We start from the raw sequence: 26,798 nt of genomic DNA, 5'->3' as shown, positions 1-26,798 counted from the left end.
TTACTCCCTTAACGACGCGGTTGGCCGGCGGCGCGGGCGTCCCGACGACGCAATTGATTTTGTTGGAGTATTTTCATCGTGGGGTGGAGGCCTGACAGCGGCCGCGCGAGGCGCGCGCGAAGGCGCGCGGTGTGGCGCGGCGCGTCCGCCGCATGCCTGCTGCTCGCCGCGCTCGGCCCCGAGGCCGCCCGCTCCCAGACCATCGACGTGTTCCGGCCGGTGCGCGACGGCTTCCTGGCGCCGCAGGACTCCCCGTTGCGGCGGACCGTGGTCAGCGGCCTGACCGATGCCGTCCCGACGCCAGGGCTGCCCGCGACGCCTACGCCGGCCAGCTCGGCCGCACGACGAAATCTGGTCCCCCTGCCCGGTGTGCCCGCGGCCAGCGGCGCATCCGATGTCGGCTATGATTCGCTGAATCGCACCCGCAAGAAGCCGAAATACTATCCCGCCCAGGCGCGGCCCAAGCCGGCGCCGGGCCCCGGCACACCGCCGTCCGGCGAGCTCACCGGCCAGTTGCGCCCGACCCTGCCGCCCTCGGCCTCCGCCAACCGGCAACCGCTGCCGCCCGCGATGGCGGGCACCGTCCCCGGCCAGCCGCCGCGCAAGCGCCTCAGAATCGACGATGACCCATTCGGCGCGGTCGGCGACTACGCCGGGCCGTTCCTGATCAAGGGCGCGGTGGAGCTCTCCGCCGGCTATGACAGCAACCCGGCCCGCCTCGCCAGGCCGCGCGGCATGCCGGCCTGGGTGATCGCGCCGGAATTCCTGGCGGTGTCGAACTGGGAGCGTCACGCCCTCGTCGCCGACCTCAGGGGATCCTTCACCGGCTATGGCAGCACCCTGCCGGCCATCATGGACGGCGGCATCAATTCGGCGCCGACCACGCTCGACCGCCCCGACTTCACCGGCCATGTCGACGGCCGCCTCGATATCACGCGCGACACCTCGATCGGCGCCCAGCTCCGCCTGCGCGCGGCGACCGACAATCCCGGCAGCCCGAGCGTGCAGGCCGGATTGTCGCGCTATCCGGTCTACACCACGCTCGGCACCACCTTAGGCATCGACCAGCGCCTCAACCGGCTGCAGGTCTCGGCCGGCGCCACCGCCGATCGCACCAGCTATCAGCAGAGCAAGCTGACCGACGGCACGATGACGTCGAACGATGACCGCAACTACAACCAGTTCGGCGGCATCGGCCGGGTGTCCTATGAGGTCATGCCCGGCCTGAAGCCCTTCACGGAAATCCAGGGCGACAGCCGCGTGCACGACGAGAAGATCGATCGGTCCGGCTATCAGCGCGATTCATCCGGCGGCTACGCCAAGGCCGGCACCTCGTTCGAGTTCACCCGGCTGCTGACCGGCGAGGTCTCGCTCGGCTATGCCACGCGCAGCTATGTCGACCCGCGGCTGAACCGGCTGCAGGGCTTCCTGACCACGGCCTCGCTGGTGTGGTCGGCGACGCCGCTCACCACCGCGCGCTTTCTCTCCGACACGCAGCTCGCGGAGACCACGGTGGCCGGCGCCTCCGGCGTGCTGGTGCGCACCTACACGGTGCAGGTCGATCACGATTTCCGCCGCTGGCTGACCGGCATCGGCAAGTTCAGCTTCGGCACGCTCGACTATCAGGGCTACGGCCGCAGCGACCGCACCTATTCGGCCGAAGGCAACCTCGTCTACAAGATGTCGCGCAACGTCTGGGTCAAGGGCACGCTGCGCTATGACAAGCTGGACTCCAACATTGCCGGTGCCGGTTCGTCGGGCACGGTGGTGATGCTGGGCGTGCGGCTGCAAAACTGATCCCCGCTCTCTCCTCCGTCATTGCGAGGAGCGCAGCGACGAAGCAATCCAGGGTTTTGGAAACGACTCTGGATTGCTTCGCTGCTGTTCAGCCCGGGGACATGGCTGACAGGTGTTCGGAGACATGGTTGACACCTCAAAATTGGCTCGATTCGTCAAGCAAAGGGGCGAGCGATGCCGTGGCGAGAGGTGTCTGTCATGGACCAGCGACGAGAGTTTGTGATGCTTGCCAAGCAGGAGGGAGCCAACCGGCGGCAGCTGTGTCGGCGGTTCGGCATCAGCCCCCAGACCGGCTACAAATGGATCGAGCGGTCTGACGCCGGCGATACGACGCTGGCGGACCGGTCGCGGCGGCCGCATCGAAGTCCGGAGCGCACCGCAGCTGCGACTGAGCAGCAGATTGTCGCGTTGCGCGATGCTCACCCGGCCTGGGGCGCGCGCAAGCTCGCGCATCGTCTCGATCGCGATGGGCAAGCTGTCCCGGCGATCTCCACCGTGCATAACATCCTGCGCCGCTACGATCGGGTGACGGAGCCTGGCGGCACGCCCGGGCAGCCCTACACGCGGTTCGAGAAGGATGCGCCCAATCAGCTGTGGCAGATGGACTTCAAGGGACACAGTGCGCTGGAGAACGGTGTGTCTTGTCATCCGCTCACCGCGCTGGACGATCACTCGCGCTTTTCCTTGTGCCTGGCGGCCTGCGACAATGAGCGCGGCTCTACGGTCAAAGGACATTTGGAGACGACGTTCCGCCGCTATGGACTGCCGGATGCGATGTTCGTCGACAACGGTGGCCCCTGGGGCTTTACTCTCGAAGACCCCTGGACCGCGTTGACGGTCTGGCTGCTGAAGCTCGGCGTTCGAACGATCCATAGCCGGCCCTATCATCCCCAGAGCCGCGGCAAGAACGAACGCTTCCACCGCAGCCTGAAGGCCGAGGTCTTTGCCTTCAAGCGTTACAGGGACCTTCCCGATGTCCAGCGGGCACTCGACGAATGGCGAGCCGTCTACAATCTCGACCGCCCCCATGAGGCTCTCGACTTCAATGTGCCGGCAAGCCGCTATCGGCCCAGCCAACGCACCATGCCGGATCGCCTTCCGACGGTGGACTACGACGAGGGGGAGATCGTCCGTTCCGTGTCGAGCACGAAGGCCTATGTCAGTTTCGAGGGACGGCTCTGGAAAGTCCCTCAAGCCTTTCGCGGTGAGCGACTCGCTATTCGTCCACTCAGCCAAGACGGAAAATTCGGAGTTTTCTTTGCCGCTCATCAGATCGCAGCGATCGATTTGCGTGACCCCAAAAGTGTCAACCATGTCCCCGAACAGGTGTAAGCTATGTCTCCGGGCTAAACACTGCGCTCGCAATGACGTGGTGAGAGCGTTGCTTCAATCAGGCGACATCACCCGGAGCTTACGCCGCCGTCACCGTCAGATGTGCGCCGTCCGCCTGCACGATGCGCACGCGGCTGCCGGCGGGCGTGTCCGGGCCGGCGACGCGCCACACCGTGTCGTCGATGCGCACGGTGCCGTTGCCGCCGACGATCGGCTTCTCCAGGGTGAACTCGCGGCCGACCAGCGCGGCCGAGCGGCGGTTGAGGAACGGATTGTCCTGCGATGGCGCCGCGTTGGCGCGCGCCAGCCGCCGCCACAGCGGCACGGCCGCGATCGCGAACAGCGCGAACAGCAGGATCTGCAGTTGCCATCCCGGCGCGATGACGAACGAGATCAGGCCGACCAGCAGCGCCGCGAGGCCTAGCCAGAACAGGAAGATGCCGGGCGCCAGCAGCTCCAGCGCCATCAGCAGGACGCCGAAGATCAGCCAGTTCCAGGTGCCGAGCGTGACGAACATGTCGCTCATGATCGCCTCCTTCGCTCTACGTCCGCGGCGGCACGGGCGGTGCCGGCGGCGTCCCCGCCGACGGCACCGAACCGCCGCGGCGCGCGGCGGCCACGGCCGAAGCCGCGCTCTCGCCGAACGTCGCCTTGGCGATCTCGCCGATGCCGGCGAGCGAGGCCAGCATGCCCGTCGCCTCCAGCGGCAGCATGATCACCTTCTGGTTCGGCGAGTCGGCGAGCTGGCCGAACGCCTTGATGTATTTGTCGGCGATGAAGTAGTTGAGCGCGGCGACATCGCCCTTACCGATCGCGTCCGACACCATCTGCGTCGCCTTGGCCTCGGCTTCGGCCGCGCGCTCGCGCGCCTGGGCATCGAGAAAGGCCGACTCGCGACGGCCCTCCGCCTGCAGGATCTGGCTCTGCTTCGCGCCTTCCGCGCGCAGAATCTCCGACTGGCGCTGGCCCTCGGCCTGCAGGATGTCGGCGCGCTTGACGCGCTCGGCCTTCATCTGACGGCCCATCGCCTCGACCAGATCGGCCGGCGGCACGATGTCCTTGATCTCGATCCGGTTCACCTTGAGGCCCCACGGCGACACCGCGGCGTCGACGACGCGCAACAGCCGCTCGTTGATCTCGTCGCGATGCGACAGCACCTGGTCGAGATCCATCGCGCCCATCACCGAGCGGATGTTGGTCATGGTCAGCGTGACGATTGCCTGGTTGAGGTTCGACACCTCGTAGCTCGCCTTGGCGGCGTCGAACACCTGGTAGAAGGCGACGCCGTCGACCGTCACGGTGGCGTTGTCCTTGGTGATGACCTCCTGCTCGGGGATGTCGATCACCTGCTCCATCATGTTGATCTTGCGCCCGATGCGATCGAAGAAGGGCACGATGATGTTGAGGCCCGGCGACAAGGTGCGGGTGTATTTGCCGAACCGCTCGACGGTCCAGTCGAACCCCTGTGGCACGGTCTTCACGCCGGAATACAGCGTGAAGATGACCAGCAGCACCAGCGCTATGGCGAAAATGTCGAAACCGCTCATGGATCCTCCAAGGGAGGAGACGGTCGTCCCCTCACCAGCCTCTGCAGCCATCACAATCTAGGGATTGCTGCATGATTTTGTCGGGGATTCGTTAGGCGCGGTTCAGGAAAGTATTTTCGAAGGTTGCAGCGGCATTAACCTTGCGCCGCCGCACGGCTCACCTAGCCGAAGGCAGAGAAGCGCCGGCGGGCCGGCTCAGAGCCAGCCCGTTACAGCCAACCGTGCAGCTCGCGCAGCACGAGCTGCCGCAGTACCTCCATGCCCGGGGCACTGTCGTTCAGGCACGGCACGGCGGAGAATTCCTCGCCGCCATTGTGCTTGAAGATCTCGCAGTTCTCGCCGGAGATCTCCTCCAGCGTCTCCAGGCAGTCGGCGGCGAAGCCGGGCATCACCACGGCGATGCGCTTGACGCCGTCCTTGGCGAGCTTCTCGATGGTCTTGTCGGTGTAGGGCTGCAGCCACTCCGAGAAGCCGAAACGCGACTGGAAGGTCAACAGCAGCTTGGTGTCGTCCATGCCGAGCCGCTTGCGCAGCAGCTCGGTGGTGGCGACGCACTGCTCGCGATAGGGGTCGCCCTTGTCGACATATTCCTTCGGCATGCCGTGGAACGACGCCACGATCAGCTCGGGCGTGTACGGCAGCGTCTTCAGATGGTCCTCGATCGAGACCGCCAGCGCCTCGATGTAGAAATCGTCGTTGTAATAGGGCGGCGTCACCCGGATGGTCGGCTGCGCCCGCAGCTCGGTCAGGACGCGGAACGCCTCGTCGCACACGGTGGCCGAGGTCGCGGCCGAATATTGCGGATACAACGGCACGACCAGGATGCGGTCACAGCCTTTGGCCATCAGGCCATCGACACCGGCCTTGATCGACGGATTGCCGTAGCGCATCGCCCAGTCGACGAGGACGTGGCTGCGGTCGGCGATCGCAGCGGCCAGCTTCTCACTCTGCGCGCGGGTGATCGTCTTCAGCGGCGATTCGTTCTTCTCGGTGTTCCAGATCGACTGGTAGTCCTTGGCCTTCTTGCGCGGCCGGACGTTGAGGATGATCCCGTTGAGGATGATCTTCCACAGCAGGCCCTGGTCCTCGATGACGCGACGGTCGGACAGGAACTCTTTCAGATACACCCGCACGCCGGCGGCGTCGGCCGTATCGGGCGTCCCGAGATTGACCAGCAGCACGCCGACGCGTGACGTGCTCGCGGCCGGCAACGGTTTGGCATCAAGAGCCTTGGCATCAAGAGCCTTGGCATCAAGAGCCTTGGCATCGACAGGCCTGGCATTGTCGAGGGAGATGGCGGCGGTCATGATGCCTGTGACTGGTGAAGGGCGTGGCTTGGCGGCTTGTTTCGACATTGTCAAGATAAGGGCCATTTCACCGATGTCATCGGGCTGGAGGAGCCATGACGATTGCAGAATGGTGCATTTTCGCCAGCGTAATGCTCTACCTTTTAACGATCGTGCCGGCGAAATGGATCAAGGTCGACGGCGCCGGGCGCTATGACAACGCCCGGCCGCGAGATCCCGCCTTCTACGCCGGCGGCATCCGCGAGCGGGCGCTGGGCGCCCACCAGAACGGCATCGAGGCGTTCCCGTTCTTTGCGGCGGCGGTACTGCTGGCCGAGTTCCGCGGCGCGCCGCAGAACCTGATCAACGAGCTGTCGGTGCTGTTCCTGATCGTGCGCATCGCCTACGTCCTGACCTACGTCGGCGACCGGCCGTCGCTGCGCTCGATCCTGTGGGCGATCGGCTTCCTGATCACGGTCGCGATCTTCTTCCTGCCTTTGCTGCGCAATTACCTGCCGGTTTGAGCGGAAGCCGCGGTCCCCGCGCGTGAGCGGTGTCACATCCCTGTCCCCGCCGAGGTGCTAACCACGAGCGCTGAAGACCTCGGTCCGTACGCTTTTCGTTTCCGCTTTGATCCGGCCTGCTACGGCCAGTTGATTGGATTTGACGGCGAAATTCCCTATAGGGCGGGGTGAATTCGACGGCTGCAGCGGCGCTATCGGGCCGCCAGAGGGATGATGATGACTTTGACCAGCTCGGCTTCCGCGCGCGCGCCGCGCGACCCGGGAAATTACCAGACCGCCCTGCAATCGACGGTGCGGGCGGCTTCGGACTGGCTGATCGCCAACCAGAAGCCGGACGGCCACTGGGTCGGCCGCGCCGAATCCAACGCCTGCATGGAGGCGCAATGGTGCCTGGCGCTGTGGTTCATGGGGCTCGAGGACCATCCGCTGCGCAAGCGCCTGGGCCAGTCGCTGCTCGACAGCCAGCGCCCGGACGGCGCCTGGCAGGTCTATTTCGGCGCGCCCAATGGCGACATCAACGCGACCGTAGAGGCCTATGCCGCGCTGCGCTCGCTCGGCTTCCGCGACGATGAGCCGCCGGTGCGCCGCGCCCGCGAATGGATCGAGGCCAAGGGCGGCTTGCGCAACATCCGCGTGTTCACGCGCTACTGGCTGGCGCTGATCGGCGAATGGCCGTGGGAGAAGACGCCGAACATCCCGCCCGAAGTGATCTGGTTTCCGCTCTGGTTTCCGTTCTCGATCTACAATTTCGCGCAATGGGCACGCGCCACCCTGATGCCGATCGCCGTGCTGTCGGCGCGGCGCCCGAGCCGGCCGCTGCCGCCCGAGAACCGGCTCGACGCGCTGTTTCCGCATGGGCGCAACGCGTTCGGCTACGACCTGCCGGTCAAGGCCAATGCCGGCGGCTGGGACAAGTTCTTCCGCGGCGCCGACAAGGTGCTGCATGCCCTGCAGAACTTCGGCAACAAGCTCAATCTCGGCCTGTTTCGCCCTGCGGCGACCAGCCGCGTGCTGGAATGGATGATCCGCCATCAGGATTTCGACGGCGCCTGGGGCGGCATCCAGCCGCCCTGGATCTACGGCCTGATGGCGCTCTATGCCGAGGGCTATCCGCTCAATCACCCCGTTCTCGCCAAGGGCCTCGATGCCCTGAACGATCCCGGCTGGCGGGTCGATGTTGGCGATGCCACCTACATCCAGGCGACCAACAGCCCGGTGTGGGACACGATCCTCACTTTGCTCGCCTTCGACGATGCCGGCGTGCTCGGCGATTATCCGGAAGCCGTCGACAAGGCGGTGAACTGGGTACTGGAGCGCCAGGTGCGGGTGCCCGGCGACTGGTCGATGAAGCTGCCGCACGTCAAGCCCGGCGGCTGGGCGTTCGAATACGCCAACAACTACTATCCCGACACGGACGACACCGCGGTGGCGCTGATCGCATTGGCGCCGCTGCGGCATGATCCCAAGTGGAAGACCAAGGGCATCGACGAGGCGATCCAACTCGGCGTCGACTGGCTGATCGGCATGCAGAGCCACGGCGGCGGCTGGGGCGCGTTCGACAAGGACAACAACCAGCAGATCCTGACCAAAATTCCGTTCTGCGACTACGGCGAGGCGCTCGATCCGCCGTCGGTCGACGTCACCGCCCACATCGTCGAGGCGTTCGGCAAGCTCGGCATCTCGCGCAACCATCCCGCCATGGTGCGCGCGCTCGACTACATCCGACGGGAGCAGGAGCCGAGCGGTCCATGGTTCGGCCGCTGGGGCGTCAACTACGTCTACGGCACCGGCGCCGTGCTGCCGGCGCTGGCCGCGATCGGCGAGGACATGACGCAACCCTATATCGGCCGCGCCTGCGACTGGCTCGTCGCCCATCAGGAGCCGGACGGCGGCTGGGGCGAGAGCTGCGCGTCCTACATGGATGTCAGCGCGGTCGGGCGCGGCACCACCACCGCGTCGCAGACCGCCTGGGCGCTGATGGCACTGCTCGCCGCCAACCGTCCGCAGGACAAGGAAGCCATCGAGCGCGGCTGCCTGTGGCTGGTCGAACGCCAGTCCGCCGGCACCTGGGACGAGCCGGAGTTCACCGGCACCGGCTTCCCCGGCTACGGCGTCGGCCAGACCATCAAGCTGAACGATCCCTCGTTGCAGGAGCGGCTGATGCAGGGCCCCGAGCTGTCCCGCGCCTTCATGCTCCGCTACGGCATGTACCGCCACTACTTCCCGCTGATGGCCTTGGGACGCGCGCTGCGGCCGCAGGGGCATGGCAACACCGCATCCGCACCCTCGCTGTCGTCCCGGCCTTGAGCCGGGACCCATAACCACAGGGAGCGGTTTGAGGCAGGCGTGTAGTTAAAGGCTCGCTCAATCACAGCCGCCGCGGAGTATGGGTCCCGGCTCAAGGCCGGGACGACACCGATAGTTTTGCGCGATCTCGGCCCACCCCACCGCTGTCATGCCCCGCGCAGGCGCATCCAGTACGCCGCGGCGGACGTGTTGCGCAGGAGCGGAGTAGCTGACCGCACCCCGCTCAGAAGCAGGTCGTGCGTTCCGCCGCCATGTAGCCGAACAGCAGGCCGACACCGAACAGCAGCACCAGCCCGGCCGCGCCGAACTCCAGTCCCCGCATGATCAGGGCGCCGCCGCCGTCGCGGCCGGCGCTGAGGCGACGGGCGATGTCCTTGGCGGCGACCGCGATGACGGCGATGGTGGCGACGGTGATCGCGGTGCCCATACCCATCACGATGGTGGCGGCGACGCCGGCCCAGAACATTCCCTGTGCCAGGGCGAACACCAGCACCAGGATCGCACCCGAGCAGGGGCGGATGCCGGCGGCGAAGATCGCCTGGAAGCCGCGCTGCCAGCCGCCGGGGCCGGCGAGCTCGCTCGGCGCGGGTCCGTGCGAATGGCCGCAGCCGCAATCGTCGCCATGGACGTGATCATGATGCACGTGATCGTGATGGACATGATCATGATGGGCGTGATCGTGAGCGGCGTGACCATGGGCCGCGGCCGCATGCGTGTGAGCATGACCGTGGTGATGATCATGTCCATGATGGTCGTGGCCGTGATGGTGGTCATGCCCATGGTGATCTTGAGGCGCGCGATGCTGATGATCATGCGCGTGGCCGTGATCATGCCCTGACGGCACCACCGCAGCCGCCGGCCCACCAGCCAGCGCCAGCGCTGGAGTCGCCGGCTGCCACGTCCGCAGGAACGCCGCGCCCTTGACCCACACCAGCCGCGCGCCGAGCAGCGCGATCAGGCCATAGCTCGCGATCTCCACCACCTTCTCGGCGCTGCACATGCTGGCCGCCGTCGCGTTCAGCAGCACCGCGCCGATGCCGACGATCGCCACTGCCACCAGCGCCTGCATCAGGCCCGAAGCAAATGACAGCACGATGCCGCGCTTCGCCGTCTCCTGGTTGGCAACGAGATAGGAGGCGATGACCGCCTTGCCATGGCCGGGGCCGGCCGCATGGAAAATGCCGTAGGCAAAGGAGATCGCGAGCAGCCACCACACCGCCGAGCCGTCCTCTTTGGCGGAGCGGATCGCGCCCGACATCTGCCGGTAGAACTCCGACTGCTTGGCGAGCAGCCAGCCGACGATGCCGCCGACCTGCGGCTCGCCCGCAGGCGCGCCGAATGGCGACTTGGCGAGCAGCACGTGCGAGGCGGCGTCGGCGGCAGCCAGCGCAGCGAGGATCGCAGCGCAAGTCAGGAGTGGTCGGGCGGCGTTGGGGCGAGGTGTCATGGACATTCCACTGAGATCTTGTTGGCGAAGTTCATTCCGAAATTGGCGTTCGCCCCGCCGCTCAGGAATGTCTGTTCGTTCATGGTCTGCGCGACGGTGCCGCCGTCGCTCGGTCTCACCAGGCCGAACTTGCAGCCTGCGGGAGCACTGACCAGCTTGACGGGATCCTTCTCCGCCATCTGGAAATCAATGAAATAGCTGGGATCGTAGACCTCGACCTGGAGCTGGTTGGACTTCACCGGCGCCTTCAGCGGCAGAGTGAAGTGCAAGGTCAGCTTGGTGTCCTTGTATTCGAGGTAGTAGTCGACGGGATCCTCGAGCTTCTGCTTGCGGCCGTCGGACTTGATGAACGTGAAATAGGCATATTCCTTCAGCGACTCGGCATTGGTCTGCGCCAGCGGCGCCAGCTCCTCGCGGGTATAGACGCCCTTCTGCTTGGTCTCGAGGCCCTGCAACGCGTAGGTCGCGAACATGTCGTCGAAGGTCCAGGCGTGCCGCACGCCGGTCAGCGAACCGTCGGCCGCGTAGAGCAGCTCGCTGGTCGCGGTGACCCAGACATGCGGATGGGCGCTCGCCGCGCTCGCGCCGAGCACGAGCATCAGCGCACCGAGAACGAAACGAACCACCGCCATCCCCTTCACCTCAAGCCGCCGCGGGGACATCGAGCAGGCCACGTCGGCGGAGCAGCGCGTCGGGCTCGGGCTCGCGGCCCCGGAACGCGACATACGCCGCTTCCGGATCGAGCGAGCCGCCCGAGGAATAGACGTTGTCGTGAAGCCGCTTGGCGACGGTGGGATCGAAGATGTTGCCGGCTTCCTCGAAGGCGCCGAAGGCATCCGCATCCATCACCTCCGACCACATGTAGCTGTAATAGCCCGCCGCATAGTGGTCTCCCGAGAAGATATGGCCGAATTGAGTCGGCCGGTGGCGCAGCGCGATCTCGGGCGGCATGCCGATCTTCTCCATCTCGGCCTTTTCGAACGCGCGCACATCCTTCGAAGCCGATGCCGGCTGGGTGTGGAACTCGAGGTCGATCAGCGCCGAGGAGACGAACTCGACCGTGGCAAAGCCCTGGTTGAAGCGGCGCGCCGCCAGGAAGCGGTCGAGCAGGTCCTGCGGCAGCGGCTCGCCGGTCTGGTAGTGACGCGCGAAGGTTTGCAGCACCTCGGGGCGCTCCTGCCAGTGCTCGTAGAGCTGCGACGGCAGCTCGACGAAGTCGGTGAACACGGCAGTGCCCGACAGCGACGGATAGGTCACGTTGGACAGGATGCCGTGCAGGCCGTGGCCGAACTCGTGGAACAGCGTGCGCGCATCGTCCGGCGACAGCAGCGACGGCTGGCCGTCGGCGCCCTTGGCGAAGTTGCAGACGTTGATGATCAAGGGCGCGGTGTCGCCGTCGAGCTTCTGCTGGTCGCGCAGCGAGGTCATCCAGGCGCCGGAGCGCTTCGACGAGCGCGCAAAGTAGTCGCCATAGAACAGCGCCTTGTGGCTGCCATCGGCCGCCTTGATCTCCCACACCCGGACGTCCGGATGCCAGACCGGGATGTCCTTGCGCTCGGCGAAGGTGATGCCGAACAGCCGCGTGGCGCAATCGAAGGCGGCCGCGATCATGTTGTCGAGCGAAAGATACGGCTTGATCGCCGCGTCGTCGAAGTTGGCCTTCGCCTGGCGCAGCTTCTCGGCATAGTAACGCCAGTCCCAGGCCTCGAGCTTGAAGTTGCCGCCCTCCGCCGTGATCATCGCCTGCAACTGGTCGCGGTCGGCCAGCGCCTTGGCGCGGGCCGGCTTCCAGACCCGCTCCAGGAGGCCGCGCACCGCCTCCGGCGTCTTCGCCATGGAATCCTCGAGGCGATAGGCGGCGAAGTTGGGAAAGCCCATGATCCTGGCGGCCTGCTCGCGCAACGCCAGGATCTCGCCGATGACGGCGTTGTTGTCGTTGGAATTGCCATTGTCGCCGCGCGCGGTGAACGCCTTGAACACCTTCTCGCGGAGGTCGCGGCGGGCGGAGCTCTGCAGGAACGGCTCGACCGAGGAGCGCGACAGGGTCACGATCGCCTTGCCGGGCATGCCGCGCTCTTCCGCCGCAGCCTTGGCGGCAGCCACGAAGCTCTCGGACAGGCCGGCACGGTCGTCCTCGCCGAGCTCGAGGACCCAGTCCTGCTCGTCGCCGAGCACGTGGTGGCTGAAGGTGGTGCCGAGCTGGGCGAGCTTCTCGTTGATCTCGGCCATCCGCACCTTGTCGTCATCGGACAGGCCGGCGCCGGCACGGCGGAAGCGGGTGTAGGTGCGCTCCAGGAGCCGCTGCTCCTCACCGGTGAGCTTGAGGTCCTTGCGGTTGTCGTAGAGCAGCGCGATGCGGCCAAACAGCACGGCATTCATCATGATCGGGTTCCAGTGCCGCGCCATCCGCAGCGATACGTCCTTGTCGATCTCCAGAATCGCCGGGTTCGAATGCGCCGACACCAAGTCGTAGAACACCGCCGCGACCTTCGACAGCAGCTTGCCCGAGCGCTCCAGCGCCGTGATGGTGTTGGCGAAGTCGGGCTCGGCCGGATCGTGAGTGATCGCGGTGATTTCGGCGGAATGGTCGGCGAAGGCGCGCTCGAAGGCCGGCAGGAAGTGCTCGGGCCTGATCGCGTCGAAGGGCGGTGTCTGGTGGGGGGTCTCCCAGGCCGCGAGCAGCGGGTTGGTCTGGGCGTCGATCACAGCGGTGGTGTCTGACATCGGCTGGGGTCCGTCCTCTCCCGGAAGTTCGATGCGCCCCTCATATCACGGAGCCGGCCCTTTTTGGGTCATTTCCCCTTGAAGGGCCGGACCTTTTCGGAGAGATTGCGGCCCGCAACAGGACCCTGGACCATGAACGCAGAGACCACCTCCAAAGCCGGCCGCCAGATCGCCTGGCCGACCGTGATCACCGTCATCTCGGCGGCGATCCTGATCGGTGCCGAAGTGTTCGGTGCGGCCTTCGCCGGCGGCTGGGCGCTGGCGATTCTGTTCGGGCTCGGCGATAGCGGCGCGCACATCGTTCAGGCCGTGCTGTTCGCGATCGGCGTGTTCGTGATGATCGGCTTCATCCGCGGCGCGCAGCGCATCGAGCCTTTCACCAGGCGCGCGTGAACAGCGCAAAAACACTGTCCTGCAAGCGTGAACGCGTTACGAAAGTTTAAGCTCGCTTAACGTTCGTTCAGACATCGACGCCGCTCTGTGTGTCGCGCAAGCACAGATGAGGGAAATCTTTCCCCGCGTCCAAAAATGCCTTGCGAACGAAATTCAAAACGCTTATTTCCGCTTCTGCCCAATTTCGCACGTGCCTGTGGTCGTGTGTCAGTCGGTAGGTATCCGGACAAGAGGCCGGACAGCCGCCAAGGGATGAGGAACCGAGGGGCCCTCGGATCGTTGCGGTCAAGATCATCATGATCGAGATCGTCATGCTCCAGAGCCCAGCATCTCTCTCAAGAGATGCCGCTGAAGGTCACCCCATCTTTTGCAACCGTGACTGGCAGCCGGAGGCGAACCGGCGCACCCCGCTCTCAACGGGGGACGCGACTTAAAGCAACGACGGATCGGGCTTTTTTGGTCTCTACCGGCAGTCCAAAGCCGGCGCGGGCTACTGAAAAGGCTTGTCCTTCATTGCCAGGTGTGCGGGCGGGAAATTCCCAACCAATCCACGGCAGCACAATTCGGCTACGGGTTCGAGGTTTTGTCGCCTTTCCATCGGGCGGCAACGCCAAGGCACCCGTGTCGGGATCATTTTGAACGGGTCTCGTCGCTGGGGCCGTTTGGAGGGTGCTATGACCGAACGTATCCGGGAATTCCTGCGCAACCGCCGCGAGGAAGGTCTGGACCACGAGCCCTGTCTCGTCGTCGACCTCGAGATCGTGCGCGACAACTACATGAGCTTCGCTCGGGCGTTGCCGGACAGCCGCGTGTTCTACGCGGTCAAGGCCAACCCGGCGCCGGAAGTGCTGTCGCTGCTCGCCTCGCTCGGCTCCTCCTTCGACACGGCGACCGTCGCCGAGATCGAGATGGCGCTGGCCGCCGGTGCGACGCCGGACCGCATCTCCTATGGCAACACCATCAAGAAGGAGCGGGACATCGCGCGCGCCTATGCGCTCGGCATCCGCCTCTTCGCCGTCGACTGCGCCGCCGAGGTCGAGAAGATCGCGCGCGCAGCGCCGGGCGCGAAGGTGTTCTGCCGCATCCTGTACGATTGCGCCGGCGCCGAGTGGCCGCTGTCGCGCAAGTTCGGCTGTGATCCCGAGATGGCGGTCGAAGTGCTGGACCTGGCGAAGCGCCTGGGCCTGGAGCCGTGCGGCATCTCGTTCCATGTCGGCTCGCAGCAGCGCAAGGTGAAGGCGTGGGACCGCGCGCTGGCGATGGCCTCGACGGTGTTCCGTGACTGCGCCGAGCGCGGCATCAACCTGACCATGGTCAACATGGGCGGGGGCTTCCCGACCAAGTACCTGAAGGACGTGCCGCCGGTCGTGCAGTACGGCCGCTCGATCTTCCGCGCGCTGCGCAAGCATTTCGGCAACCAGATCCCGGAGACGATCATCGAGCCGGGCCGCGGCATGGTCGGCAATGCCGGGATCATCGAGTCGGAAGTGGTGCTGATCTCGAAGAAGAGCGACGAGGACGAGCTGCGCTGGGTCTATCTCGACATCGGCAAGTTCGGCGGTCTCGCCGAGACGATGGACGAGTCGATCCGCTACGCCATCCGCACGCCGCATGAGGGCGCGGAGATGACCCCGTGCGTGCTCGCCGGCCCGACCTGCGATTCGGCTGACGTGATGTACGAGAAGCTGCCGTATCCGCTGCCGGTGACGCTCTCGATCGGCGACAAGGTGCTGATCGAGGGGACCGGGGCGTATACCTCGACCTACGCGTCGGTGGCCTTCAACGGCATCCCCCCGCTGAAGACCTATCACATCTGATCTGGCTGCCCTCGCCCCTGCGCGGGTGAGATGGGCAAGAGCCTCGGGTGGGGCTGCCCCCACCCCGACCCTCCCCCGCAAGCGGGGGAGGGAGCGATCCACCGTCATCTTCAACCTGACATCACGTGTTTGCGCGCGAGCCCAAGGTCCGCCGCGCAGGCCGGGGACTGACGTGCCATGACCGCTTTTCGCATCCCTTCGACTGCGCCTGTTCGGACTGCCGCTCCGTTCGTGATCCGTGCCGAGCGTGCCTCCGACGTCCCGGCGCGCGAGACGCTGCTCGATGCCTGCTTTGGCGACAATCGCCATGAGCGCACCTGCCAGCGCCTGCGCGACGGACGCGCGCCCGCCGCAGGCCTCGCCTTGTCGGCGACGCGCGGCGGCGTCCTCGTGGGAACGCTGCGGCTGTGGCACGTCAGCGCCGGCGGACGCGACGCGCTGATGCTCGGCCCGCTGGCGGTCGCCGCCGAGGCGCGCAGCCTCGGCGTCGGTGCGGCGCTGATGAATGCCGCGCTGATGATCGCGGCGTCGCGCGGCCATGGCGCGGTGATCCTGCTCGGTGATGCGCCCTACTACGCCCGCTTCGGCTTCTCGGTCGCGCAGACCGCCGAGCTGGAGCTGCCGGGTGCGTTCGCGCGCGCGCGCCTGCTCGGGCTCGAGCTGGTCGATGGCGCGCTGCACGGGGCGACCGGCATGATCGTCGCCACGGGAGCGGCCGAGCGCAAGGCCCGCCGCTCGCGCCGCGAGCGGCAGATATCGTGCGCGGCGTGAGGACCGGGGCGGCGGCCACGCCGCGGCGGCGAACGCTGTTGCCAACGCTCCTGCTGATCCTGCTCGGGATCATGATCGTTCGCGACATCATGGTCCGGCGCTGGAGCAGCGGCCCGCCCGCCGGACCCGACGTCACCCGCCTGCGTTAGGCATTCCGGCAACGGGCGCCGCAGCAGCCCCGCGAGGGGTTGCGCAGGTGCAGCAAAAGCTCTTTAACCCCCGAAAATCCGCCACGAGGCCCGCCATGTCCCGCCGCCTGATCTCTACCGGATCACCGTTCGAGAAGACCGCCGGCTACAGCCGCGCCGTCATCGATGGCGACTTCGCCTTCGTCGCCGGCACCACCGGCTACGACTACAGCACGATGACGATGCCGGCCGATGTCACGAGCCAGTCACGCAACTGCTTCAAGACCATCGCCGCCGCCCTGCAGGAGGGCGGCTTCGAGATGGCCGACATCGTCCGTGCGACCTATTACCTCACCGACGTCAGCGACGCCGATGCGCATTTTGCGGTCTGCGGCGAGGTCCTCGGCGACATCCGCCCCGCCGCCACGATGGTCGTCGTCGCGGCGCTGCTGAAGCCGGAGATGAAGGTCGAGATCGAGGTCACCGCCAAGCGCCGCGGCACCTAAACGCGGCGAGGCATCTGAAGGCGCGCGCCGCCTGAGTCCATCCATCCCACGCACCTTTCGCGGAGAACCATTCATGAGCTCGCAGATCCACGCGAAGATCACCGGCCCCATCGTGATGATCGGCTTCGGCTCGATCGGCAAGGGCACCCTGCCCCTGATCGAACGCCATTTCGATTACGACAAGAGCCGGTTCGTCATCATCGATCCGCATGACGACGGCGCGCTGGCCAAGAAGCACGGCGTCCGCTTCATCCAGCAGGGCGTGACCCGCGACAATTACCGCGAGCTCTTGGTGCCGCTGCTCACCGAAGGCGGCGGCCAGGGCTTCTGCGTCAATCTCTCGGTCGACACCTCCTCGGTCGACATCATGACGATGTGCCGCGAGATCGGTGCGCTCTACATCGACACCGTCGTCGAGCCGTGGCTCGGCTTCTATTTCGACAAGCAGAAGGGTGTCGAGCAGCGCTCCAACTACGCGCTGCGCGAGACGCTGCTGGCTGCGCGCCGCAAGAGCCCGGGCGGCACCACCGCCGTTTCGACCTGCGGCGCCAATCCCGGCATGGTCTCCTGGTTCGTCAAGCAGGCGCTGCTGAACATCGCCAAGGACACCAAGACCGAGATCGTCGAGCCGAAGAGCCGCGAGGGCTGGGCGCAGCTGATGCAGAAGCTCGGCGTCAAGGGCATCCACATCGCCGAGCGCGACACCCAGCGATCAAAGAATCCGAAGCCGATGGACGTGTTCGTCAACACCTGGTCGGTCGAGGGCTTCGTGTCCGAGGGTCTGCAGCCGGCCGAGCTCGGCTGGGGCACGCACGAGAAGTGGATGCCAGAGAACGGCCGCTGCCACACCGAGGGCTGCGGCGCTGCGATCTACCTGCTGCAGCCCGGCGCCAACACCCGCGTCCGCTCGTGGTGCCCGACCCCGGGCGCGCAATACGGCTTCCTGGTGACCCACAACGAGTCGATCTCGATCGCCGACTATTACACCGTGCGCGACGGCGACAAGGTGGTGTACCGCCCGACCTGCCACTACGCCTATCACCCGGCCAACGACGCGGTGCTGTCGCTGCACGAGATCTTCGGCGCCACCGGCAAGATGCAGGAGAAGTGGCACATCCTCGACGAGAACGAGATCGTCGACGGCATCGACGAGCTCGGCGTGCTGCTCTACGGCCACGGCAAGAACGCCTATTGGTACGGCTCGCAGCTGTCGATCGAAGAGACCCGCCGCATCGCGCCCTATCAGAACGCCACCGGCATGCAGGTGTCGTCGGCGGTGCTCGCCGGCATGGTGTGGGCGCTGGAAAACCCGACCGCCGGCATCGTCGAGGCCGACGAGATGGACTTCCGCCGCTGCCTGGAAATCCAGTCGCCGTATCTCGGCCCGGTCAAGGGCTACTACACCGATTGGACCCCGCTGAACGATCGCCCCGGCCTGTTCCCGGAGGACATCGATACGTCCGATCCCTGGCAGTTCCGCAACATCCTGGTGCGGTAAGCCCTCGCCGTCGTCCCGGCCTCGAGCCGGGACCCATACTCCGTGACGAGTATGTGGCGGGAGGTGGAGCTAATAGCCTGCCCCGAACTACTCCCTGAGGTTATGGGTCCCGGCGTTCGCCGGGACGACGGCGGAATTTGTCGCCGCGTTCGCGCCCCGCTCTCTCCAGCCGCCGCAATCCAATGCAGACTGCGGTGCGCGAAGTGCGCGTCACCTTGGAAACGGGAAAGATCCTGCGCATCCTGTCGAACGACCTCGATGCCAGCGCTCAAGAGATCGCCGACCTCTATCGTCGCCGCTGGGCCATCGAGTTGTTCTTTCGTTGGGTCAAGCAGACCCTCAAGATCACCAGGTTCCTCGGGACTTCTGAGAACGCCGTTCGTATCCAGATCGCCGTTGCCCTGATCGCCTTCCTCTTGCTTCGCCTCGCGCAAGACCTTCAGAAGGCAATCCAAAGCCCCTTGGTCTTTGCCAGATTGGTCCGCACCAACCTCATGCATCGCCGCCCCATCGATCAATTGCTCACGGGGCCACCCCAACTTGCCAAAAACCCACAACAGTTGAGCCTCGCAATATGCGGAAGCTGAACCGGACAGCCGTGGGCTTGACCCGGCCATCCACGAAGCCTGCGCAGCCGGAAACACGTGGATGCCCGGGACGAGCCCGGGCATAACGATGTTGAGGCAGAGTGCGGATGATCGAGCACTTAGCTCGCAGCGGCCAGCTACTTCTTCTCCATCGGCGGCGCGACCTTCTCGGCGGGAGCCGGCGGCAGCGCGGGCTTGGCGCCTTCCTGCTGAGCAGCCGGATCGGGGCGCGCCGGCTCGGGCGCCGGTGTGGTCGGGCGGGTGCCGCCGGGCTTGGATTCGGCTGGCGTCGCCGACGGTTCGGGCGTCGCCTGGGCCACCTGGTCGAGATGGTTGGCCTTGATCTCGGTCAGCGAGATGATCGCCACCAGTGCGCCAAGGCCGAGCAGGCCGCCTGCGAGCCACAGGTCCCTTCGCAACGTCCGTTTGCTGTTGATCGAGGCCATGGCTGTCATCCGCATCATGTGATGTGCGGAACAACGAATGGAAGGGGGCGAGGTTCCGATTGGGACCTGCGCCCCAACGCCCCATCCCCGCCCTGGAACGCGCCGTTACAGCCGCAGCAGGCCCGCCTCGCCACTTTCATCGGAGAAAGCGAGCCACGTTCCCGCGGCATTCCAGCCCAGCGCCACGATCGGCGGTGTCTCGTTCCGCCGCACCAGGATCTCGGCGCCGTCCTGCATCCGCACCATCAACACGGTGCCGTCCTCGTAGCCGCAGGCCAGGATGTCCTGCTTGGGATGACAGGCGACCGCGGTCACCTTGGCCTTCATCGGCGCCAGCATCGCCGGCTCCTTGCCCATCGGGCCGTCCTTGCCGACGAACGGCCAGAGGATGACCATGTCGGCGCCGGAGGTGGCGAGAAAGCGCCCGCCGCTGCCCCACGACATCGACTTGACTCGCGACGGGTAGCCGGTCATGCGCATGTGCCGGGAATCGGCCAGCCGCCAGCCATGCAGCGCCGGCTCGTGCATCGCGGTGACCAGGAACTTGTTGTCCGGGCTGAACGTGACGGCGTGATGCGAGCCGGCCCAGCCGAGGAATTCCGGCTCGCCCGCCATGTTCGGAAACCACAAGGTCGCGCCGTTGTAATGCGCGATCGCGAGCCGCAGGCCCTTCGGCGCGAACGCCAGTCCGCCCGCGGTCGAGGGCACCTCGAGCGACTTCTCCTCGCCCTTCGGCGCGCGCACGAACGCGGTCTTGCCGACCGACCAGGCGATCGCACCGTCCGGATGAACCGCGACGTTGTCGATCCAGCGCCGCTTCGGATCGGTGGCGAGCACGCTGACGCTGCCGGCCTTGTCGAGCGCGGAGACCTTGCCGTCATCACCGCCGAACAGGATGCGCGATCCGTCCGACACCGCCGACAGGATGCCGCCGCCTGATACCTCGATCTTGCTGATCTCGCCCTCGGCGTCGACAACCGCGACGCTCTCCTCGGTGCCGACGAAGACCGCGCGGTCGCCGAGATAGTGCACGGCCGTGACGGCCATGCCGAGCGCGACCTGCTTCACCTTGTCGGTGACGGAGACGATGGATGCGGCCTCGCCGCCCTGGTCGAACGACGTCATCAGGTCACGATGCAGCGTTCGAAGCCTTCGCGGATGGCGTCTTCCGGCAACTCGCGGCCGATGAAGACGACGCGGCTCTGGCGCGCCTCATCCGGCTTCCACTTCCGCTGATGATCGCCTTCCAGCATCATGTGCACGCCCTGGAAGACGTAGCGGTCGTCATCGTCCTGAAACGCCAGGATGCCCTTGGAGCGCAGGATCTTGCCGCCCTCGGTCTGCACCAGGTTCTGCAGCCACGGCATGAACTTCGACGGATCGAGCGGCTTGTCGGAGCGCAGCGACAGCGACTGCATCTCCTCGTCGTGATAGTGCTTCAGGCCGTGATCGTGATGGTGGTGATGATGATCATGACCGTGGTCGTGATCATGATGGTGATGATCGTGGTCGTCGCCGGCTTCGAGGAATTGCGGCTCGATCTCCAGGATACGATCGAGATCGAACGCGCCGCGCTCCAGCACATCGGAGATCGCGATCTGGCAGCGCTCGGTGCGATGCAGCTTTGCGTAGGGGTTGATGGCGCGGATGCGCGCCTCGACCTCGGCGAGCTCCGGCTTGCTGACGAGATCGGTCTTGTTGAGCACGATGACGTCGGCGAACGCGATCTGGTTCTTGGCCTCCGGCGCATCCTTGAGCCGGTCCGACAGCCACTTCGCGTCGGCCACCGTCACCACCGCATCGAGCCGGGCGTTCTTCTGCACGTCCTCGTCGACGAAGAAGGTCTGCGCCACCGGCGCGGGGTCGGCGAGCCCGGTGGTCTCGACGATGATGGCGTCGAACTTGCCCTTGCGCCGCATCAGGCCGGAGATGATGCGCACGAGGTCGCCGCGCACCGTGCAGCAGATGCAGCCATTGTTCATCTCGAACACTTCCTCATCGGCGCCGACGATGAGATCGTTGTCGATGCCGATCTCGCCGAATTCGTTGACGATGACGGCGTACTTCTTGCCGTGGTCTTCCGAGAGGATGCGGTTCAGAAGCGTGGTCTTGCCCGCCCCGAGATAGCCGGTCAGGACCGTCACTGGTGTCTTGCTCGCGTCGGACATGCTCACTCCGAAAACCTCAGATCGCATCGAAAATGGCTCAAAAGCGCTGGCCGCGAGGGCTTGAAAACCCTAACGGACCAGCGCGCTCGTCAAGGCCCTTATATTGTGCCTGACCATGGCAATGTAAGTGGGAACGGGGCCCTTTTCATCGCTCAGGGCGTCGGAATACAGCGTACCGCCGATCTTGGCGCCGGTCTCGGCGGCGATCCGGCCGACCAGCCGGTCATCGTTGAAATTCTCCAGGAAGACGGCCGGAATCCCTGTTTTTTTCACCTGGCGGATGATCTCGGCGACGTCGCGGGCCGAGGGCTCGGTCTCGGTGGAGACGCCGAGCGGGGCGATGAAGGCGACGCCATAGGCATCGGCGAAATAGCCGAAGGCGTCATGGGTCGAGATCACCTTGCGCCGCTCGGCCGGGATCTTGTCGATCTCGGCGCGGACCTCGCGGTCGAGCGCATCGAGCTCGGCGAGGTAGCGCTCCGCATTGGCCTTGAAGACCTCCGCGTCTGCGGGGTCGGCCGCCACCAGCGCGTCGCGGATATTCCGTACGTAGACCTTGGCATTGCCGACCGACTGCCAGGCATGCGGATCGGCATCCGTGCCGCGCTTGCGCGGCCTGATGCCCTGCGTGGCCGTGATGATCGGCGCCTTGCTGCCGGAGGCCTGCTGCAGCCGCGGCAGCCAGCCCTCCAGCCCGAGGCCGTTGACGATCAAGAGCCGCGCGGCGCCGACGTCCTTCGCATCATGCGGCGTCGGCGTGTAGACGTGCACGTCGCTGTCCGGCCCGACCAGCGAGGCGACACTGACCTTGTCGCCGCCGACCTGGCGGACGAAGTCGGCGAGGATCGAGAAGCTGGTGACGACGTTCAGCCGGGTCTCGGCCGATGCGGGGGCGACGAGCGACAGCAGCAGAGTGAGGACGGACAGCAAACGTTTCATGGGGATGGACTTCAGGCTTCGAGGTGACGTCCCGGAAACAGTTGCGGAAGCACGCCGCCCACGCGTCCGAACAGCACCGAGCCGAGATAGAGGAGCGACGCGACCAGGATGATCGCTGGCCCCGAGGGAATGCGGGTCTGGAACGACAGCACCAGGCCGACATAGCCGGAGACGATCGCGGAGGCGACGGCGATGCAGATCATCGGCGTGACGTCGCGCGACCAGAACCGGGCGATGCCCGCCGGCAGGATCATCAGGCCGACCGCGAGCAAGGTGCCGAGCGCCTGGAAGCCGTTGACCAGATTGACGACGATCAGGCCGAGGAAGATCAGGTGCGCCGGCGCGCCGGCGCGGCTGACGGTGCGCAGGAACAGCGGGTCGACGCTCTCGACCACCAGCGGGCGATAGATCACGGCGAGCACGACCAAGGTGAGCGTGGCATTGAAGGCCACCATCAGCAGGGTCGGATCGTCCATCGCCAGGATGTTGCCGAACAGCACGTGCAGCAGATCGATATTGGTGCCCTTGACCGAGACGATGGTGACGCCGATCGCCAGTGACGCCAGATAGAAGGTCGCGAGCGACGCGTCCTCCTTCAGCCCGGTCGAGCGCGACACCAGGCCCGACAGCAGCGCCACGGCGAAGCCTGCGATCAGCCCGCCGGTCGTCATCGCGAACAGATTGAGCCCCGACAGTAGGAAGCCGATCGCGGCTCCCGGCAGGATCGCATGCGCCATGGCGTCGCCGACCAGGCTCATGCGCCTGAGCATCAGGAAGACGCCGATCGGTCCGGAGCCGAGCGACAGCGCGATGACCGCGGCGAGCGCGCGGCGCATGAACTCGAAATCCGAGAACGGAGCGAACAGCACCTCGCGCAGCATCATGCCGCCTTGGAGGCTGGCGCGGGCACGCAGGGCGCGGCGGCGTCGTCGAACGCCTCGCACATCCGGCGCGCCTGCGCGAGATTGTCCGTCGTCAGCACCTCCGCCGTCGGCCCCCAGGCCACGGCCTCGCGCGCCAGCAGCAGGGTCTGCGGGAAATGCGCGCGCACCATGTCCATGTCGTGCAGCGCCGCCAGCACGGTGCGCCGCTCGCCATGCCAGTGCTCGATCAGTTGCAGAAGGTCGGCCGAGGTCTTGGAATCCATCGCGTTGAACGGCTCGTCGAGCACGATCACGCGGGCATCCTGCAGCAGCACGCGCGCGAACAGCATGCGCTGCATCTGGCCGCCCGACAGCGTGCCGATGCCGCGGCCCTCGAAGCCGGTGAGGCCGACGGCGGCGATGGCCCGGGCGATCTTCTCGCGCGCGGCCGCGCCGATGCCGCCGAACATGCCGGTGCTGCGCCACAGTCCGGTGCTGACGAAATCGAACACCGAGATCGGGAAAGAGCGGTCGATGTCGGCGATCTGCGGCAGATAGGCGATCTCGCGCGGCTTGAGGCCGGCGGCCGTGATGCTGCCGGCGAGCGGCTTCAACAGGCCGACGATGCCGCGGAACAAGGTCGATTTACCGGCGCCGTTGGGACCGATCACGGCCAGCAGCGCGCCCTCCGCCACGTCGCCCGAAAGATGATGCACGGCCGGGTGCCGGTCATAGCCGAGCGTGACGTCCCGGAACTGCAGCTGCACCATCGCCATCCTCACCGCATCGCCATGATGACGATGACCCAGAGCACCGCGCTGGCCGCGATCGCGGCCCCCAGCCGTGTCGTCACGGGCATCCGCAGGATCGACCAGGACGCCGGCTGCGCCGGATGCGGCGCGCCCGGACCATGACCGTGGGCGTGATTGTGGCCGTGGCCATGCCCGTGCGCGCCATGCGCATGGCTGTGATCGTGGCTCTGGAGCGCGGACTGGGTCATTTCGTTATAATGTTACATTATAACATCACCCCTGTCCACCGGCGGCGCGCTATGCAAGGCCGTCACCATTGACGCCCGCTCGTGCGGGCCTCGCCCTTCGAGACGCCCGCCTGCGGCGGGCTCCTCAGGGTGAGGAGCGAAGGTTCGCACTCTGGACTGGACTGAGCAGATCGCAGCGGCCCTCGCGCCGTCAACACGCTGTTTCCGATCAACGTGCCACGCTGGCTACGAAGCTGCCCCTCATGGTGAGGAGCGCCGAAAGGCGCGTCTCGAACCATGAGGCCCGGAATGTTTCCGGGGCCATTAGCGCCAGCGGGAGCCGAAGATGCCTCAGCTCAAGACCCGCACCAGCGCCAGGCCGCCGAACAGGCCGGCGATGGAGATGCCGACCGAGCCCAGCACATACAACGCCGCCAGCCCCGGTGCGCCGCGCTCATAGAGCAGCGCGGTATCGAGCGAGAATGCCGAGAAGGTCGTGTAGCCGCCGAGGATGCCGGTCATCAGGAACAGCCGCCAATGCTGAGAGGCGCCGCCCTTGAAGGCGAGGTAGCCGGCGATCAGCCCCATCACGGTGGAGCCGGTGATGTTGATGATGAAGGTGCCCCACGGAAAATCGGTGCCGAGCGCGCGGGCGCTCGCCATGTTGATCGCGTGCCGGAGCGAGGCGCCGCAGCCACCGCCGACGAAGACGAGAAGATAGCCCAACAATTGATTCACAGAACCTGACCTTGCACACGGCGCCGGAGAACGGATGCCCTACCCTCCGCACCTCACCAGCAAAATTCTTGCCGAAACGCGCCTTCGCTTGCAAGGACCGGTCGCGTCAATATCCTGTCACGAAAAAGGGCGGCGAGCTTAGAGCTCACCGCCCTCCTCCGTGGATCATAAGCGATCAGACAGCCTTGCCGTAGAGCTCGTCGACGTAGTCCCAGTTGATGAGATTCTCGACGAACGCCTTCAGATAGTCGGGACGGCGGTTGCGATAGTCGATGTAGTAGGAGTGCTCCCAGACGTCGCAGCCGAGGATCGGGGTCGCGCCGTGCACCAGCGGGTTCTCGCCGTTCGGGGTCTTGGAGATCTCCAGCTTGCCGTTCTTGACCGAGAGCCAGCACCAGCCCGAGCCGAACTGGCCGACGCCGGCGGCGGCGAAGTCGGCCTTGAACTTCTCGAAGCCGCCGAGATCCTCGTCGATCTTCTTCTCGAGCCGGCCGGGCAGCTTGGAGCCACCGCCATTCGGCTTCATCCAGGACCAGAAATGGATGTGGTTGAAATGCTGGCCAGCATTGTTGAAGACGGCGGGGTTCTTGCCGAACGAGCCCTTGACGATCTCCTCGAGGGACTTGCCTTCGAATTCGGTCCCCTTGATCGCATTGTTGCCGTTGGTCACATAGGCCTGATGATGCTTGTCGTGATGGTACTCGAGCGTCTCCTTGGACATGTAGGGTCCGAGGGCTTCATAGGCGTAAGGCAGGGGGGGAAGCGTAAAGGTCATGGGGGCGGTTCCGCAACTTGTGGAAGACGGGATTTAACGGGACCTTCTTATAGAAGGTTCCGACACCGTAAAACACCGTGAATTTGGAAAAAGCGAGCCGCTTTGATGAGCATCGAGATCGACGTATTGAATGGTGACGCCGCCTGGCCGCTGGTCAAGCCGCTTTACGACGCGGTTTGGCCGCCGGAGGTGGTCGCCGGTTTGCCGTGGGCTGGTATCACATTTGCGCATGCCGACCTGCGGGTGCTGGCGCAGGACGAGAGCGGCGAGGTGCTGTGCCATGTCGGCATCTATCGCCGACTCGTGAAGTGGAACGGCCAGAACGTCAATGTCGCCGGCATCGGCGGCGTTTTGACGCGTCCCGACATGCGCAACCGCGGCCTCGCCACGGTGGGACTGAACGCGGCGATCCAGACCCTGCGGCACGAGGACTCGATCAACTACGCCGTGCTGTTCTGCGCGGCGGATCGCATCCCCTTCTACACGGCGAGAGGCTTCATCCCGTTCGACGGCGACGTCTACGCCGAGCAGCCCGAGCAGGGCCGCATCCGCTTCGACCGGCTGTCCGCGCTGGTCCACGACGTCAAGCGCACCGCGCCGACCCGCGGCACCATCGACCTCTGCGGATTGCCGTGGTGACTCCGTTCTCCCCTCCCTTGTTTGAATCGTAAATCCGTTCTCCCTTCCGCTGTCGTCCCGGACAAGCCGTGACGCGCGCCAGCGCGTCGCGGCGCCGATCCGGGACCCATACGCCGCGGCGGTTGCGAGACGCGAAAGGCCAACGGCCAGCGTGCCTCAAACCGCTCCCTGGGGGTATGGGTCCCGGCGTTCGCCGGGACGACAGCGGAGTTTGTCGCGGCAGTCCAAACCATGTCCCGACCGGGACGACAGCGCAGCGCCCGGCGCAACTTCCGAAAAAAATAATTCGCTTGCGCATTATCGGAAATCATGATTATCTCCGTGCATCCCGCCTCACCGCAGAGGGGCGTAGCGCGCGATCGTCACGACACGCGAGGTGGGGATGCGATGGCCGCGAGAGATCGCAGCATTCTCTTCGACGAGGATGCGGACGAACGATACCTCGCGGACGTGAAGTCGCAGCGTCCTGACACCCCGACGCTGGTGTCACCCGCGCAATGCGCAAGCATGGTCGCGGCATGGTGGCCAACAAGCCCGGCGCACCAGGGAGACTGCGTATAAGCGTGAAGACCGTCGCGCAGGGAATG

At 65.9% G+C, this 26,798-nt stretch carries 25 protein-coding genes and 1 pseudogene; 11 read left to right on the top strand and 15 right to left on the bottom strand.

What is annotated here, in order from left to right; translation table 11 throughout:
* Positions 1-78: 78 nt before the first annotated feature.
* Positions 79-1,797: an outer membrane beta-barrel protein gene (locus tag QW845_RS12030; RefSeq protein WP_315801807.1), complete on the top strand. Its 1,719-nt coding sequence runs from the start codon at positions 79-81 to the stop codon at positions 1,795-1,797.
* Positions 1,798-1,971: 174 nt separating this feature from the next.
* Complete coding sequence (locus tag QW845_RS12025) at positions 1,972-3,129, top strand: IS481 family transposase (protein WP_315800828.1); 1,158 nt, start codon at positions 1,972-1,974, stop codon at positions 3,127-3,129.
* Positions 3,130-3,208: 79 nt separating this feature from the next.
* Here the strand turns inward: QW845_RS12025 and QW845_RS12020 are convergent, their stop codons facing one another.
* The 3 genes from QW845_RS12020 to hemH form a co-directional block, all read right to left on the bottom strand.
* On the bottom strand, positions 3,209-3,655 hold the full coding sequence (locus tag QW845_RS12020; protein ID WP_315801806.1) for an NfeD family protein: 447 nt from the start codon (positions 3,653-3,655) through the stop codon (positions 3,209-3,211).
* Positions 3,656-3,671: 16 nt separating this feature from the next.
* Positions 3,672-4,676, bottom strand: a complete 1,005-nt coding sequence (locus QW845_RS12015; protein ID WP_315801805.1) for an SPFH domain-containing protein — start codon at positions 4,674-4,676, stop codon at positions 3,672-3,674.
* 209 nt (positions 4,677-4,885) lie between these two features.
* Positions 4,886-5,983: a ferrochelatase gene (hemH, locus tag QW845_RS12010; RefSeq protein ID WP_315801804.1), complete on the bottom strand. Its 1,098-nt coding sequence runs from the start codon at positions 5,981-5,983 to the stop codon at positions 4,886-4,888.
* Positions 5,984-6,078: 95 nt separating this feature from the next.
* On the opposite strand from hemH, the gene QW845_RS12005 reads away from it, so the two are divergent.
* A complete protein-coding gene (locus QW845_RS12005) occupies positions 6,079-6,486 on the top strand; it encodes an MAPEG family protein (RefSeq protein ID WP_315801803.1) in 408 nt (135 codons plus the stop codon).
* A 216-nt stretch (positions 6,487-6,702) separates the two neighbouring features.
* Positions 6,703-8,793 (top strand): squalene--hopene cyclase, encoded by a 2,091-nt coding sequence (shc, locus tag QW845_RS12000; protein ID WP_315802159.1) that lies wholly within the window; start codon positions 6,703-6,705, stop codon positions 8,791-8,793.
* Positions 8,794-9,016: 223 nt separating this feature from the next.
* Here the strand turns inward: shc and QW845_RS11995 are convergent, their stop codons facing one another.
* The 3 genes from QW845_RS11995 to QW845_RS11985 are packed head-to-tail and all read right to left on the bottom strand — an operon-like array spanning position 9,017 to position 12,964.
* A complete protein-coding gene (locus tag QW845_RS11995) occupies positions 9,017-10,240 on the bottom strand; it encodes a nickel transporter (protein ID WP_315801802.1) in 1,224 nt (407 codons plus the stop codon).
* Entirely contained in the window at positions 10,237-10,872 is a 636-nt protein-coding gene (locus QW845_RS11990) for a DUF1007 family protein (RefSeq protein WP_315801801.1), read from the bottom strand. The genes QW845_RS11995 and QW845_RS11990 overlap by 4 nt, the downstream gene beginning before the upstream one ends.
* Positions 10,873-10,882: 10 nt before the next feature.
* Positions 10,883-12,964 carry a M3 family metallopeptidase gene (locus QW845_RS11985; protein ID WP_315801800.1) on the bottom strand — a complete coding sequence of 694 codons (2,082 nt, stop codon included), beginning with the start codon at positions 12,962-12,964 and terminating at the stop codon, positions 10,883-10,885.
* 132 nt (positions 12,965-13,096) lie between these two features.
* Between QW845_RS11985 and QW845_RS11980 the strand changes: the two genes are divergently transcribed.
* From QW845_RS11980 to QW845_RS11955, 6 genes and pseudogenes are all read left to right on the top strand, one after another.
* Positions 13,097-13,357, top strand: coding sequence for a hypothetical protein (locus tag QW845_RS11980; RefSeq protein WP_315801799.1), 261 nt, complete (start codon positions 13,097-13,099; stop codon positions 13,355-13,357).
* Between the two features lie 674 nt (positions 13,358-14,031).
* Complete coding sequence (locus tag QW845_RS11975; RefSeq protein WP_315716540.1) at positions 14,032-15,174, top strand: type III PLP-dependent enzyme; 1,143 nt, start codon at positions 14,032-14,034, stop codon at positions 15,172-15,174.
* Between the two features lie 177 nt (positions 15,175-15,351).
* Entirely contained in the window at positions 15,352-15,945 is a 594-nt protein-coding gene (locus tag QW845_RS11970; protein ID WP_315801798.1) for an N-acetyltransferase, read from the top strand.
* Between the two features lie 244 nt (positions 15,946-16,189).
* Positions 16,190-16,579 carry a RidA family protein gene (locus tag QW845_RS11965; RefSeq protein WP_315801797.1) on the top strand — a complete coding sequence of 130 codons (390 nt, stop codon included), beginning with the start codon at positions 16,190-16,192 and terminating at the stop codon, positions 16,577-16,579.
* Positions 16,580-16,652: 73 nt separating this feature from the next.
* Complete coding sequence (locus QW845_RS11960) at positions 16,653-18,077, top strand: homospermidine synthase (RefSeq protein ID WP_315801796.1); 1,425 nt, start codon at positions 16,653-16,655, stop codon at positions 18,075-18,077.
* 167 nt (positions 18,078-18,244) lie between these two features.
* Positions 18,245-18,664, top strand: a pseudogene (locus QW845_RS11955) (transposase); the annotation flags it as partial.
* A 137-nt stretch (positions 18,665-18,801) separates the two neighbouring features.
* Here the strand turns inward: QW845_RS11955 and QW845_RS11950 are convergent.
* The 9 genes from QW845_RS11950 to QW845_RS11910 form a co-directional block, all read right to left on the bottom strand.
* The gene (locus tag QW845_RS11950; protein ID WP_315801795.1) at positions 18,802-19,110 is read right to left on the bottom strand and encodes a hypothetical protein; all 309 of its coding nucleotides are present in this window, start codon (positions 19,108-19,110) and stop codon (positions 18,802-18,804) included.
* Between the two features lie 105 nt (positions 19,111-19,215).
* Positions 19,216-20,235 carry a WD40 repeat domain-containing protein gene (locus tag QW845_RS11945; RefSeq protein WP_315801794.1) on the bottom strand — a complete coding sequence of 340 codons (1,020 nt, stop codon included), beginning with the start codon at positions 20,233-20,235 and terminating at the stop codon, positions 19,216-19,218.
* A complete protein-coding gene (locus tag QW845_RS11940) occupies positions 20,235-21,278 on the bottom strand; it encodes a CobW family GTP-binding protein (RefSeq protein ID WP_409997906.1) in 1,044 nt (347 codons plus the stop codon). Before QW845_RS11940 ends, QW845_RS11945 begins: the two co-directional genes overlap by 1 nt.
* Positions 21,279-21,347: 69 nt before the next feature.
* Entirely contained in the window at positions 21,348-22,217 is an 870-nt protein-coding gene (locus QW845_RS11935) for a metal ABC transporter substrate-binding protein (protein ID WP_315801792.1), read from the bottom strand.
* Positions 22,218-22,228: 11 nt separating this feature from the next.
* On the bottom strand, positions 22,229-23,101 hold the full coding sequence (locus tag QW845_RS11930; RefSeq protein ID WP_409997905.1) for a metal ABC transporter permease: 873 nt from the start codon (positions 23,099-23,101) through the stop codon (positions 22,229-22,231).
* A complete protein-coding gene (locus tag QW845_RS11925) occupies positions 23,098-23,856 on the bottom strand; it encodes an ABC transporter ATP-binding protein (protein WP_315801791.1) in 759 nt (252 codons plus the stop codon). The genes QW845_RS11930 and QW845_RS11925 overlap by 4 nt, the downstream gene beginning before the upstream one ends.
* Before the next feature lie 2 nt (positions 23,857-23,858).
* Positions 23,859-24,080, bottom strand: a complete 222-nt coding sequence (locus tag QW845_RS11920; protein WP_315801790.1) for a hypothetical protein — start codon at positions 24,078-24,080, stop codon at positions 23,859-23,861.
* A gap of 330 nt (positions 24,081-24,410) precedes the next feature.
* A complete protein-coding gene (gene crcB, locus QW845_RS11915; protein WP_315801789.1) occupies positions 24,411-24,797 on the bottom strand; it encodes a fluoride efflux transporter CrcB in 387 nt (128 codons plus the stop codon).
* A gap of 175 nt (positions 24,798-24,972) precedes the next feature.
* The gene (locus tag QW845_RS11910) at positions 24,973-25,572 is read right to left on the bottom strand and encodes a superoxide dismutase (RefSeq protein WP_315801788.1); all 600 of its coding nucleotides are present in this window, start codon (positions 25,570-25,572) and stop codon (positions 24,973-24,975) included.
* A gap of 105 nt (positions 25,573-25,677) precedes the next feature.
* On the opposite strand from QW845_RS11910, the gene QW845_RS11905 reads away from it, so the two are divergent.
* Positions 25,678-26,211 carry a GNAT family N-acetyltransferase gene (locus QW845_RS11905; protein ID WP_315801787.1) on the top strand — a complete coding sequence of 178 codons (534 nt, stop codon included), beginning with the start codon at positions 25,678-25,680 and terminating at the stop codon, positions 26,209-26,211.
* Positions 26,212-26,798: the final 587 nt, after the last annotated feature.

The organism is Bradyrhizobium sp. SZCCHNS3002 (genome assembly GCF_032377435.1).
Lineage (GTDB): Bacteria > Pseudomonadota > Alphaproteobacteria > Rhizobiales > Xanthobacteraceae > Bradyrhizobium.
Note: the sequence above shows the minus strand (reverse complement) of the source record. Positions and strands in the feature narration are given on the sequence as shown.

Coding starts and splice junctions, on each gene's coding strand:
- QW845_RS11950 (WP_315801795.1), bottom strand. CDS start 19,110: ATGGCCTCGATCAACAGCAAACGGACGTTGCGAAGGGACCTGTGGCTC.
- QW845_RS11975 (WP_315716540.1), top strand. CDS start 14,032: ATGACCGAACGTATCCGGGAATTCCTGCGCAACCGCCGCGAGGAAGGT.
- QW845_RS12025 (WP_315800828.1), top strand. CDS start 1,972: ATGCCGTGGCGAGAGGTGTCTGTCATGGACCAGCGACGAGAGTTTGTG.
- QW845_RS11995 (WP_315801802.1), bottom strand. CDS start 10,240: ATGACACCTCGCCCCAACGCCGCCCGACCACTCCTGACTTGCGCTGCG.
- QW845_RS12020 (WP_315801806.1), bottom strand. CDS start 3,655: ATGAGCGACATGTTCGTCACGCTCGGCACCTGGAACTGGCTGATCTTC.
- QW845_RS11980 (WP_315801799.1), top strand. CDS start 13,097: ATGAACGCAGAGACCACCTCCAAAGCCGGCCGCCAGATCGCCTGGCCG.
- shc (WP_315802159.1), top strand. CDS start 6,703: ATGACTTTGACCAGCTCGGCTTCCGCGCGCGCGCCGCGCGACCCGGGA.
- QW845_RS11985 (WP_315801800.1), bottom strand. CDS start 12,964: ATGTCAGACACCACCGCTGTGATCGACGCCCAGACCAACCCGCTGCTC.
- QW845_RS11930 (WP_409997905.1), bottom strand. CDS start 23,101: ATGATGCTGCGCGAGGTGCTGTTCGCTCCGTTCTCGGATTTCGAGTTC.
- QW845_RS11905 (WP_315801787.1), top strand. CDS start 25,678: ATGAGCATCGAGATCGACGTATTGAATGGTGACGCCGCCTGGCCGCTG.
- QW845_RS11935 (WP_315801792.1), bottom strand. CDS start 22,217: ATGAAACGTTTGCTGTCCGTCCTCACTCTGCTGCTGTCGCTCGTCGCC.
- QW845_RS11925 (WP_315801791.1), bottom strand. CDS start 23,856: ATGGCGATGGTGCAGCTGCAGTTCCGGGACGTCACGCTCGGCTATGAC.
- QW845_RS12005 (WP_315801803.1), top strand. CDS start 6,079: ATGACGATTGCAGAATGGTGCATTTTCGCCAGCGTAATGCTCTACCTT.
- QW845_RS11910 (WP_315801788.1), bottom strand. CDS start 25,572: ATGACCTTTACGCTTCCCCCCCTGCCTTACGCCTATGAAGCCCTCGGA.
- QW845_RS11990 (WP_315801801.1), bottom strand. CDS start 10,872: ATGGCGGTGGTTCGTTTCGTTCTCGGTGCGCTGATGCTCGTGCTCGGC.
- hemH (WP_315801804.1), bottom strand. CDS start 5,983: ATGACCGCCGCCATCTCCCTCGACAATGCCAGGCCTGTCGATGCCAAG.
- QW845_RS11970 (WP_315801798.1), top strand. CDS start 15,352: ATGACCGCTTTTCGCATCCCTTCGACTGCGCCTGTTCGGACTGCCGCT.
- QW845_RS11960 (WP_315801796.1), top strand. CDS start 16,653: ATGAGCTCGCAGATCCACGCGAAGATCACCGGCCCCATCGTGATGATC.
- QW845_RS11965 (WP_315801797.1), top strand. CDS start 16,190: ATGTCCCGCCGCCTGATCTCTACCGGATCACCGTTCGAGAAGACCGCC.
- QW845_RS12015 (WP_315801805.1), bottom strand. CDS start 4,676: ATGAGCGGTTTCGACATTTTCGCCATAGCGCTGGTGCTGCTGGTCATC.
- QW845_RS11945 (WP_315801794.1), bottom strand. CDS start 20,235: ATGACGTCGTTCGACCAGGGCGGCGAGGCCGCATCCATCGTCTCCGTC.
- QW845_RS11920 (WP_315801790.1), bottom strand. CDS start 24,080: ATGACCCAGTCCGCGCTCCAGAGCCACGATCACAGCCATGCGCATGGC.
- QW845_RS11940 (WP_409997906.1), bottom strand. CDS start 21,278: ATGTCCGACGCGAGCAAGACACCAGTGACGGTCCTGACCGGCTATCTC.